At 56.0% G+C, this 10,561-nt stretch carries 12 protein-coding genes and 1 pseudogene; 6 read left to right on the plus strand and 7 right to left on the minus strand.

Annotation, left to right across the window (positions count from 1 at the left end; genetic code table 11):
- Positions 1–73: 73 nt before the first annotated feature.
- Both AC1DSG_RS21735 and AC1DSG_RS21740 read right to left on the minus strand, forming a co-directional pair.
- Positions 74–256: a hypothetical protein gene (locus AC1DSG_RS21735; RefSeq protein WP_477792723.1), complete on the minus strand. Its 183-nt coding sequence runs from the start codon at positions 254–256 to the stop codon at positions 74–76.
- Complete coding sequence (locus AC1DSG_RS21740; protein ID WP_223512563.1) at positions 238–534, minus strand: hypothetical protein; 297 nt, start codon at positions 532–534, stop codon at positions 238–240. The genes AC1DSG_RS21735 and AC1DSG_RS21740 overlap by 19 nt, the downstream gene beginning before the upstream one ends.
- A 507-nt stretch (positions 535–1,041) precedes the next feature.
- Between AC1DSG_RS21740 and AC1DSG_RS21745 the strand changes: the two genes are divergently transcribed.
- On the plus strand, positions 1,042–1,326 hold the full coding sequence (locus AC1DSG_RS21745; protein ID WP_477792724.1) for a DUF2790 domain-containing protein: 285 nt from the start codon (positions 1,042–1,044) through the stop codon (positions 1,324–1,326).
- Between the two features lie 89 nt (positions 1,327–1,415).
- Complete coding sequence (locus AC1DSG_RS21750) at positions 1,416–1,811, plus strand: hypothetical protein (protein ID WP_477792725.1); 396 nt, start codon at positions 1,416–1,418, stop codon at positions 1,809–1,811.
- Here the strand turns inward: AC1DSG_RS21750 and AC1DSG_RS21755 are convergent.
- Entirely contained in the window at positions 1,808–2,071 is a 264-nt protein-coding gene (locus AC1DSG_RS21755) for a DUF1652 domain-containing protein (protein ID WP_477792732.1), read from the minus strand. The genes AC1DSG_RS21750 and AC1DSG_RS21755 overlap by 4 nt on opposite strands.
- 284 nt (positions 2,072–2,355) lie before the next feature.
- Here AC1DSG_RS21755 and eco point away from each other — a divergent pair, with 284 nt between their 5' ends.
- Positions 2,356–2,838 carry a serine protease inhibitor ecotin gene (eco, locus tag AC1DSG_RS21760; RefSeq protein WP_477792726.1) on the plus strand — a complete coding sequence of 161 codons (483 nt, stop codon included), beginning with the start codon at positions 2,356–2,358 and terminating at the stop codon, positions 2,836–2,838.
- A gap of 30 nt (positions 2,839–2,868) precedes the next feature.
- Here the strand turns inward: eco and ilvA are convergent.
- The 3 genes and pseudogenes from ilvA to AC1DSG_RS21775 all read right to left on the minus strand — a co-directional run.
- Positions 2,869–3,864, minus strand: a pseudogene (gene ilvA / locus AC1DSG_RS21765) (threonine ammonia-lyase, biosynthetic); the annotation flags it as partial.
- Positions 3,865–4,128: 264 nt separating this feature from the next.
- Entirely contained in the window at positions 4,129–5,280 is a 1,152-nt protein-coding gene (locus tag AC1DSG_RS21770; protein ID WP_477792727.1) for a PQQ-dependent sugar dehydrogenase, read from the minus strand.
- A 25-nt stretch (positions 5,281–5,305) separates the two neighbouring features.
- Complete coding sequence (locus AC1DSG_RS21775) at positions 5,306–5,653, minus strand: hypothetical protein (protein ID WP_477792728.1); 348 nt, start codon at positions 5,651–5,653, stop codon at positions 5,306–5,308.
- A gap of 187 nt (positions 5,654–5,840) precedes the next feature.
- Between AC1DSG_RS21775 and ku the strand changes: the two genes are divergently transcribed.
- Positions 5,841–6,689: a non-homologous end joining protein Ku gene (ku, locus tag AC1DSG_RS21780; RefSeq protein WP_477792733.1), complete on the plus strand. Its 849-nt coding sequence runs from the start codon at positions 5,841–5,843 to the stop codon at positions 6,687–6,689.
- 382 nt (positions 6,690–7,071) lie between these two features.
- A complete protein-coding gene (hdeA, locus tag AC1DSG_RS21785; RefSeq protein WP_477792729.1) occupies positions 7,072–7,392 on the plus strand; it encodes an acid-activated periplasmic chaperone HdeA in 321 nt (106 codons plus the stop codon).
- Between the two features lie 181 nt (positions 7,393–7,573).
- On the opposite strand, the gene lpxO is transcribed toward hdeA, so the two are convergent.
- A complete protein-coding gene (gene lpxO / locus AC1DSG_RS21790) occupies positions 7,574–8,473 on the minus strand; it encodes a lipid A hydroxylase LpxO (RefSeq protein WP_477792730.1) in 900 nt (299 codons plus the stop codon).
- A 497-nt stretch (positions 8,474–8,970) separates the two neighbouring features.
- Here lpxO and AC1DSG_RS21795 point away from each other — a divergent pair, with 497 nt between their 5' ends.
- Positions 8,971–10,560: an ABC-F family ATPase gene (locus AC1DSG_RS21795; protein ID WP_477792731.1), complete on the plus strand. Its 1,590-nt coding sequence runs from the start codon at positions 8,971–8,973 to the stop codon at positions 10,558–10,560.
- Position 10,561: the final 1 nt, after the last annotated feature.

Consider the following 10,561-nt stretch of genomic DNA (forward strand, 5'->3'; position numbering starts at 1 on the left):
CTGTTCGTCAGGCCAGCATTTTGCCTCGGGCTTCCTTCAGATTCGCAGTCACCCGCGACACCCTTGCCTCTGGCTAACACTTCCCCTTGCCGGGTGTGTAGAGGACTTTCACCTCCAAGTCACCAGCTTGGCCACCACAGCCAAGCTGGTTGCGCTTGCGCGCAACGCGCCATGCCTGGCGCACCAACAATAAATCCAGCGCCTGCCAGCGCTGGATTTTTCTATAGGGATCAACCGTCAGACCGGCGCCTTCCACCCCATCATCCGTTGCTGAGCAACCGCCAACAGGTCATACCCATCCTGTGCCAGCAGATAGAGCGCGTGAGTAATGTGCGGAATATCCTGAACATCGCCGTGCTTGAAGCATTGGCAATGAAGGGTTTCAAGTAGTTGGCTGGAGGCTCGTACTCGCTGTAGCGCGGCTTCGAGGATGTCTTGGGGATTGGCTTCGGTGTCGATCACCAAAGGACTTGAATCGGTAACGCCGCTATTGAGTGAACGATAGCGATCTGGAAATGGTTTAAACGTTGGCATAGTAATTACTCGATGGTTAATAAGTAACGCCAGCACCGTGACCAAACGATGGGAGGCGGCTGTGTACAGGCTTGGTCAACCGAAACCATCAAATCGGTTCGCCCGAAGGCGTCCAGCACACAGCCACCATTGCAACGCACTACGAGGACTTGGATGTCCGCAGGGCGAATGATGGCACACATATGTGAGATGGCATCAGGTGACCAAACCCGATCGCTGATTTTGCAGCGAGCCCCAACAGTAATCCCCACCACCCAACAGGCGAAAGTCGACAAGTCACCTGACCCTGTAGGACCAAGCCGAAGATGCCGTAAAGGCTTTCCTGACGAAACATCCGACAGACGTTCATCCTGTCGCGACAGGCGGCGTACAGCTGGGTTAACTCTCACTTAACGTTGAGGTCCAAAATTCTACTGGACCGCACGCCCTCAGACGCTTCTGACGCCCAGTGCGGCAGGTTCGACGTTTTCGTCGAGCTGATTTTCCGCCTGCACTGGAGATCGTCACATGAACAATCGCATGTTGCTTCTTGCCTCCGCCCTTGCCTGCACCGGGTTTGCCGGACTTGCCCAGGCCTACGACACGTCCACGTCCACATCTACTACTTCCAATGCCACGCCTTACCACTACGGCATGACGCTGAACGTGGGCAAAGTCGTGTCCCTGACAGAACCGATAAGCGATGAATGCAAGGTGGTTATCGCCGACATGAAGTACATCGACAAATCCGGCAGGCCTCAAGAACTCAGCTACAGGAAGCTTTCGGACGCGTGTAATTTTTATTACAACTGACTGAAACGTCTGGTTCGAAACCGGGCGGTTTTACTGTGAGGGTTCTGGCGTTATGCTGAGCGCCTCCCTCACTGCCGCAAGGATTCGCTATGCAGTTGTCGTTTCGTACGATGTCGATATTCACCGCCGCACTCTGTTTAGTACTGGCACTGGTCTGGGGCTTGACGCCTGACTGGTTGCTGGCGATTTGGGATATCGAGTTTTCCTCAACGGCAGGCTTTGTTGCGCGGCGCAGCGCTGTGGTGTTCGCGGCGTTGGGCTTGATCTTCTATTGGGTTCGAAACGAGCCGCCGTCGGTGACTCGCAACGCATTGACCAGCGGTTTTATGGTCGGGTGTTTTGGACTGGCAGCGCTGAGTTTCGGCGAATGGCTCAATGGCCATGCCGGGCCGGGAATTTTGCTTGCGGTGCTGGCGGAACTGGCGCTGGGCCTGGGGTTTCTTCAGACCCGGCGCGTGTCGATAGCGTTCGAAACCGCGGGTTAATGCGCTTTACTCATCCAGGGGTGGGAAACGACGACAGGTTGCTGTTGGGTACGCAGCCCGGCAATCAACTCGTTGATTTCCCGACAGCCATTCAGTGTCGAGGCATCAATGCCAGTCACGTTCAGTTCCAGCAAATCGGTTTGAACGTCTGCATACACTTTTACAGTCATCAATAAATCCGGTGACAGTGTGCATTGGCAGCGTTTGGGCAAAAAACTGCTTTCGATGATGTTGCGAAGTTCCAAGGCAGATAGAAACATGGCGACCCTCTCCTTTGTGAGATTGCCAATCAATGATCGATGCTGGCTCATATGCAGTTCGGCCAGCTTAAGAACAGACAAAGCATAAAACATGCCTGGAATTTCGCTGTGCATCTCATCGGAAAATCAATGGCTTAGCGCCTGGGCTGAGAAAAACTGCCGTGCAATCTGCAAGAAAAGCCCAAGACCGTGTTGCAAATTACCGATGTAAACCGCCGGGTTTGCATTAGCGCCTGAGCGCAGTAAGAATGGCGCTACAAATTGATTACAAGCAAGGAGGCATTATGGGTTCCTGTACCTTTACCACGACTGTCGGACTAATGGTTGCCGGGCTGTCGAGCATCGTTCATGCCGCAACGCTCGAATCCATCGCTCCCTTCCCCAAACCCGAAAGCGGCTTTACCCGCCAGGTCATTCACCTCGCCCCACAAACCAAAGAGGACGACTTCCAGGTCGAAATCCTTGCTGGCAAGACTCTGACCGTGGACTGCAATCGCCAACGTCTGGGCGGGATGCTCGACGAGAAAAACCTCGAAGGCTGGGGCTACCCGTTCTACCGACTGGAAAAAGTCATCGGCCCGATGAGCACACTCATGGCCTGCCCGGACGGTACGAGCAAAAAAGACTTCGTACCCGTGTCGGGAGACGGTTTCTTGCTGCGCTACAACAGCAAGTTGCCGATTGTGCTTTACGTGCCAAAAGACATCGAAGTCCGCTATCGGATCTGGTCGGCGTCGAGCAAGGTCGAGAAGGCCATTCAGGAGTAACTTCCCCCCACCTCACACAGGCGCGCAGCTTAACGCTGCGCGCTCAGCCACGTGGCGCAAGCTGTCGAAGTTGATGTTAGCCCCCGAGTCGATGGCCACCAGCGTCTGACCGCGGACACCGGTTTGCGCCACGTATTTTTTGATGCCCGCTACCGCCAGCGCGCCGGACGGTTCGGTGATCGAGCGGGTATCGTCGTAGATGTTCTTGATGGCGGCGCAAAGTTCATCGTTACTGACTGTCAATACGTCATCAACGCAAAACCGGCAGACTTCGAATCCGTAAGCGCCAATCTGCGCCACTGCCACGCCATCAGCGAAAGTGCCAACGTTCGGCAGGACAACCCGCTCGCCCGCTTGGAGCGCTGCCGCCAAACACGCCGAATGCTCTGACTCGACACCAATGATGCGCACTTCAGGTCGCAGGTATTTGACGTACGCGGCGATGCCGGCGATCAAACCTCCACCGCCCACCGGCACAAAGATCGCGTCGAGCGAGCCTTGATGCTGGCGCAGGATCTCCATCGCCACCGTGCCCTGCCCGGCGATCACGTCCGGGTCGTCGAAGGGCGAAACAAAGGTGCGACCGGTTTGTTCTGCCAGGTTCAACGCATAGTCGAGGGCGAACGGAAAACTCTCGCCGTGCAACACCGCCTGCGCCCCGCGACTTCGAACCCCGAGCACTTTCAGTTCCGGCGTAGTACGCGGCATGACGATGGTCGCGGCAATCCCCAACGTTTTCGCTGCCAGCGCAACGCCCTGGGCATGATTACCGGCCGACGCGGTGATCACGCCGCGCGCCTTTTGCTCATCGCTGAGTTGCACCATCTTGTTGTAGGCGCCGCGAATCTTGAATGAAAACGTCGGTTGCAAGTCCTCGCGCTTGAGCAAGATCTGATTGCCCAACGCCTCGCAGAGCGCTGGCGCCGCTTGCAACGGCGTACGTATCGCCAGTTCATACACCGGCGCGGCGAGGATTTTTTTTACGTAATGCTCAAGCAAGTTTTGCTGGGCGAGAGTGCTGCTCATGGTCGTCTCCTGGCTATGTTCGGAGCCCTGGAGACAGAAAGTAAAAACCCGCCTCTAGGGCGGGTTGGGTGCTGCAGTCGTGAGCTAGCCCGCCAAATAAGGAATGGCGGTAATAATGCTTGGCTGGCAGCGCAATACGGTGGAAGTCATGGCTGAAAATTAGCCTTGGGCTGTTGGCAAGTCAATGGTCAATTTTCATTGGCTTTTGTAAGTGACAGGTTGCACCTCTACGTTCGGGGCTACCGGATGCAGGCTGCGCCAGGGTTATTTCAGGCCAACCTTGTACAACGCCCCGTCGTCTTCGTCGGTCAGCACATACAAATACTCATCCGGGCCTTGCCGTACATCCCGGATCCGGGCCTTGAGTTCACCGAGCAAGCGTTCTTCGTGAACGACTTTATCGCCATCAAACTGCAAACGGATCAACTCCTGGCTAACCAGCGCACCGATGAACACGTTGTGCTGCCAGGCTTTGAAACGATCACCGTCGTAGAACATCATCCCGCTCAGGCCCGGGGATTTTTCCCAGACATGATGAGGCCCCACGGTGCCTTCGGCGTTCTTGCCCTTGGCTTCCGGGATTGGCTGACCGGAATAGTTGATGCCGTKGGTAGCGAGCGGCCAGCCGTAGTTTTTACCGCGCTCGATGATGTTCAGTTCGTCGCCACCTTGAGGCCCATGCTCGTTCTCCCAGAGCACACCGGTCCACGGATTGAGCGCAGCGCCTTGCGGGTTACGCTGGCCATAGGACCAGATTTCCGGGCGCACGCCGGCTTGACCGACAAAGGGGTTGTCGTCCGGCACGTTGCCGTCCGGGTAGATCCGTACGACTTTGCCTTGTAGCTTGTCGAGGTCCTGGGCCGTTGGCCGGTCATTGTTTTCGCCGAGGGTGATGAACAGATAACCGTCGCGATCAAACACCAGTCGCGAGCCGAAGTGGTTGCCGACGGAGAGCTTCGGCTCCTGGCGAAAAATTACGTTGAAGTTTTTGAGGGTTTTCAAGTCTTCGGTCAGTTGCCCTCGGCCGAYCGCCGTGCCCGCCTTGTCGCCCGCACCGCCGCCTTCGGCATACGACAAATACACCGTGCGGTCTTGCCTGAAGTCAGGCGAAAGCACCACATCCAGCAAGCCGCCCTGCCCCTTGGCCCAGACCTTCGGTACGCCATCAATCGGGGCGGACAGTTTGCCGTCAACGCTGACGACACGCAGGTTGCCGGGCCGCTCGGTAACCAACATGCCCTTGCGATCGGGCAGGAACGCGAGGGACCACGGATGTTCCAGCCCCTTGGTGATCGTGGCAACTTCAAGGGTGCCCTGTTCGCTTGGCAGTTCCTGGACCGGCGCGGCGAAAACGGGCGTTGCAGCGGTGATCAGTGCGCAAGCACACAGGGTGGCCAAGAGGGTTTTACGCAACATGCACGATTCCTTTTGTCGTTCCGGCTCAACGGTTGCCGGTGCCTGTATCTCGCTGAGGCGGATTGGGAATGAATATCGGTGGGCTGGCGGGTACCGATCGGCCTTGGGGATATCGGTTGCCAATGCCGCCGTTTTCCAGGGTCGGAGGGCGCGGCACCGGCACGGTATTCGGCCCACGCATGGCCGGGGCGCTGGATTGCGAGCCTTGCATGCTATTCGGGTTGGCCCGGCGAATCGGGCTGTTGTAAGGATTGCTCGATGCCCCCGTCGGGCTTTGGGCCAGCAGCAATATTGGTGATGGCGATGCGTGCGCCAGACTGCTCAGCAAACCACTCATCGCCAATACGGTGCAGCCGAGCACAAATCTGTTCATGGGGGAGCCTCTCTACGTGGATAGAGTCTTCGATAGCACGCTACGCCCGGGGTTCGGATTTGTTAACTAAAACCTCCCTCATAAGATGTAACACGAGACGACCATCCCGCCCTGACCGGACCGCAACTGGCTGAAACTTTTGCACAAGGCCACAGGTCACCTGATCATCACTTGCGAGAACACGGCCATGGCACGGGCAATCTGGAAAGGCGCTATCAGTTTCGGGCTGGTGCATATCCCTGTGGCGCTTGTGTCGGCGACGTCTTCCCAAGGGGTGGATTTCGATTGGCTCGACAGCCGCAGCATGGAGCCGGTCGGATACAAACGCGTGAACAAGGTCACCGGCAAGGAAGTCACCAAGGAGCACATCGTCAAAGGTGTGCAGTACGAAAAGGGTCGGTACGTGGTCCTCAGCGAAGAAGAGATCAAGTCAGCGCACCCGTTATCCACGCAAACCATCGACATCTTCTCCTTTGTCGACAGTGAGCAGATCCCCTTGCAAAACATCGATACACCCTACTACCTCGCCCCCGATAAACGTGGCGGCAAGGTGTACGCGTTGTTGCGCGAAACGTTGAGCAAAACCAACAAAGTCGCCCTCGCCCATGTCGTGTTGCACACCCGCCAGCACCTGGCGGCGTTGATGCCACTGGAGTCTGCGATGGTGTTGGTGATGTTGCGCTGGCCGGCGGAAGTGCGCAGCCTCGATACGCTGGAGCTGGGCAGCGAAGTGACCAAGCCCGAACTGGCCAAGGGCGAACTCGATATGGCCAAGCGTCTGGTACAAGACATGAGCGCCGACTGGAAACCCGAGGACTACCGCGACAGTTTCGAAGACAAGATCATGGCGCTGGTCGAGAAGAAGGCCAATGAAGGCAAGATTGAGGACGTCGAGACGGCGACGGGTGAAGAAGAGCGCAAAACGGCGGATGTGATCGACTTGACCGAGCTGCTGAAACGCAGCCTGGGTAACAAAGGCGCCGGAAAAGCCAAACCGGTTTCGCAGAAAAAAGCTACGAAGACTTCTCGGGGCTAGTTCCGGATTTTGCGGTGTTTATTATGGCCTCATCGCGAGCAAGCTCGGCTCCTACAATKGATTTGTGTACGCCGCAAATCMATTGTAGGAGCCGAGCTTGCTCGCGATAGCTTAATCCGCCAAAACACATAATTCAGATCAGGACAAACACCGCTAGTAACCCGCTGAAAATCCCCCACTTTCCAAAATAATAAAGCTTGGGATTGGTTTTCTTCAGCGCTTTGGTCCGCAGTGCCCTGCCTGGGATTTTTGAAAACAGACCAAAGGTTCCTGTTCATGTCCTTGCTCTATGGCGACTAACGGATTGCTTGACTATGGTTGATCGGGCGTCGTGAAAAACACCCCCCTCGTTGTTATTATTTAATTAACAGAGGATTCAATAATGCAACGCAAAATGATCGTTATTGCAGCGTTGATGTTAACCGCCAGCTCAATGACCATGGCCGCTGGCAGTACGGGGAAAAAACCTGTTTCAGAGTGGACCTGTGAAGACTTTCTTGCCGTAGATGAAAGTTTCCGACCCACCGCAGTGGGTATTGGGGAGATGGTAAACCGCAAGGGTAAGGTGGAAGATCAGGTAGTGGATGTTGATGGTATCGCCGCCGTTACGCCTGAGTTGGTTCAGGTTTGTGGCAAAGAACCAAAGGCATCCTTTTTGACCAAGCTCAAAGCCGAATGGGAAAAAGTCAAGAAAGCCATGTAAGTTCAATGCTTTCCACTGAAAGTGGTGGAAGACATTACTTGTCAAAACATGGAATCAATCAAGGGCGCTAAAGCGCCTTTGATTGAAGACTTGTATGCCCGGGAGAATTTCCGGTGGTGACTGTTAAGGCCTCATCGCGAGCCGACTTGCCCGCGATGATTGATACGCTGTGATGCAGCGCTCAGATCAGGACAAACACCGCCAGTAACCCGCTGAAAATCCCCCACTTTCCAAAATAGTAAAGCTGGCGATTGGTTTTCTTCAGCGCTTTAGCCCGCAGGCGGACTTTGTAGACTCTGGTAAACAAGAGGTTTAAGCCACCCGTCCTGTCGCCCTCTTCGTTCGGGGCACCTGCCGCCGACATTACGTTACGGCTGAACCAGCCATTGAACGCCGCCGCCCAGCGGTACTTCATCGGACGCTCGACATCGCAAAACAGAATGATGCGGTTCTGTTGCGTGGTGTTTTCCGCGTAATGAATGAACGTTTCGTCGAACATAACCGCTTCGCCATCGCGCCAGTGGTAGTTCTCGCCGTCGACATTGATGTAGCAACCGGCATCGTTCGGCGTTTCAAGGCCCAGGTGATAACGATAGGAACCGGCATAAGGATCCCGATGACGAACCAATTTCGAGCCCGGCGGCAATTCGGCGAACATCGCCGCCTTGATCGAGCCGATGCCTTGCACCAGTTCAGTGGTGCGCGGGCAGAGCTTCATCGCTGAAGGATGGCTGTCGCCGTACCACTTCAGGTAAAACCGCTTCCAACCCGTCTTGAAGAACGAGTTAAAGCCAACGTCGTCGTATTGATCCGAGCGTTTGATCTCCCCCGCCTTCAGCAGGTTCTGGCCTTCGGCGCGGATTTCTTCCCAATGTGTCTGCAACGGGCTCAGATCAGGGAAATCCGCCGGATTGAGATAAGGCTTGTTGGGGATTTTCGAAAACAGATAAAGGAAGCAATTGAGCGGCGCCAGAAATGTAGAGTGATCACTCAGTTGGCGGCCCGGCTTGTGGCGTACGCGTCCGCGCAAATGGACGTACACAATGGAGACTACGTAAATACAGGCGATGATCAGTTTCACAAAAATCGTCACACGTCAGAAGTGAACAAACTGCCTTCCCTGCCAGCCTGGCGGCCCTTGGGCTTGTGCAGCGTCTGAAAGCAAAACATCGGGCCCGATAGCGCTGTTGTCGAAACGGTACCGGCTGTCGGCCATCATGTTGAAAAGTCGCATATTAGCCAATGTTTGTCACAAATTGTTAGCTTACAGATGTGAAAATCTGTTCGCGGATACCGTCAATGCGCGCGAGCGGTCTCAACGCCCTATCGCTTAAAGAGCCAGACCAGTACAATCGCCGCCAAACATTACGCGCCCCCCTTGGTTGATGACGGGAATGAACCCCGTCTCAGCGCACTTCGACTCGGGCCAAGCGCTCCATATGCAGCTGTCCACTTATTGCCAGATGGACCTTCCGCTTCTGACCGGGATGCATTTCCCGTGGTTTGAATACCGGAAACGGGTACTGAATCGGTACTGCCGCAACCCTAGCTACTCTGAATGCTTCGCAGGAAAAACCTTTGATTTCTACAGCTAACATCACGATGCAGTTCGGCGCCAAGCCGCTATTCGAAAACGTTTCGGTCAAATTCGGCGCGGGCAACCGCTACGGCCTGATCGGCGCCAACGGTTGCGGCAAGTCGACTTTCATGAAAATCCTCGGTGGCGACCTTGAGCCTTCCGGTGGCCAGGTCATGCTCGAGCCGAACGTGCGTCTGGGTAAATTGCGCCAGGACCAGTTCGCTTACGAAGAATTCACCGTGATCGACACCGTGATCATGGGTCACGAAGAGCTGTGGAAGGTCAAGGCCGAGCGCGACCGCATCTACTCGCTGCCGGAAATGACCGAAGAAGACGGCATGGCCGTGGCCGAGCTGGAAACCGAATTCGCCGAAATGGACGGCTACACCGCCGAATCCCGTGCCGGTGAATTGCTGCTGGGCCTGGGTATCGGCATCGAGCAACACTTTGGCCCGATGAGCGAAGTGTCTCCAGGCTGGAAGCTGCGCGTATTGCTGGCGCAGGCACTGTTCTCCGATCCAGAAGTGCTGTTGCTCGACGAACCGACCAACCACCTGGACATCAACACCATCCGCTGGCTGGAAAACATTCTGACCCAGCGCTCCAGCTTGATGATCATCATCTCTCACGACCGTCACTTCCTGAACAGCGTGTGCACCCACATGGCTGACCTGGATTACGGCGAACTGCGTCTGTTCCCGGGCAACTACGACGAGTACATGACCGTGGCGACCCAGTCCCGCGAGCAACTGCTGTCGGACAACGCCAAGAAGAAAGCGCAGATATCGGAACTGCAATCGTTCGTCAGCCGCTTCTCGGCCAACGCCTCGAAAGCCAAGCAAGCGACCTCCCGCGCCAAGGCGATCGACAAGATCCAGCTGGCCGAGGTCAAGCCTTCGAGCCGTGTGAGCCCGTTCATCCGTTTCGAACAAACCAAGAAGCTGCACCGTCAGGCGGTCATCGTCGAGCGCATGGCCAAAGGCTTCGACGGCAAGACACTGTTCAAGGACTTCAGCTTCCAGGTTGAAGCTGGCGAGCGCGTGGCGATCATCGGCCCGAACGGTATCGGTAAAACCACCCTGCTGCGCACCCTGGTCAACGAACTGACCCCGGATGCCGGTACGGTGAAGTGGACTGACGCCGCGGAACTGGGTTACTACGCCCAGGACCACGCGCACGACTTCGAAGACGACTGCAACCTGTTCGACTGGATGGGCCAATGGACCCAGGGCGGCGAGCAAATCGTTCGCGGCACACTCGGTCGCATGCTGTTCTCCAACGACGAGATCCTCAAATCGGTCAAGGTCATCTCCGGTGGTGAGCAAGGTCGCATGCTGTTCGGCAAGCTGATCCTGCAAAAGCCGAACGTGTTGATCATGGACGAACCGACCAACCACTTGGACATGGAATCCATTGAGTCGCTGAACCTGGCGCTGGAGAACTACCCGGGCACGCTGATCTTCGTCAGCCACGACCGTGAGTTCGTATCGTCGTTGGCCACCCGCATTATCGAGTTGAGCGCCAGTGGCGTGATCGACTTCAGCGGCACCTATGATGATTACCTGCGTAGTCAGGGTGTAGTGTTTTAAG

Source organism: Pseudomonas sp. P5_A12, assembly GCF_056400685.1.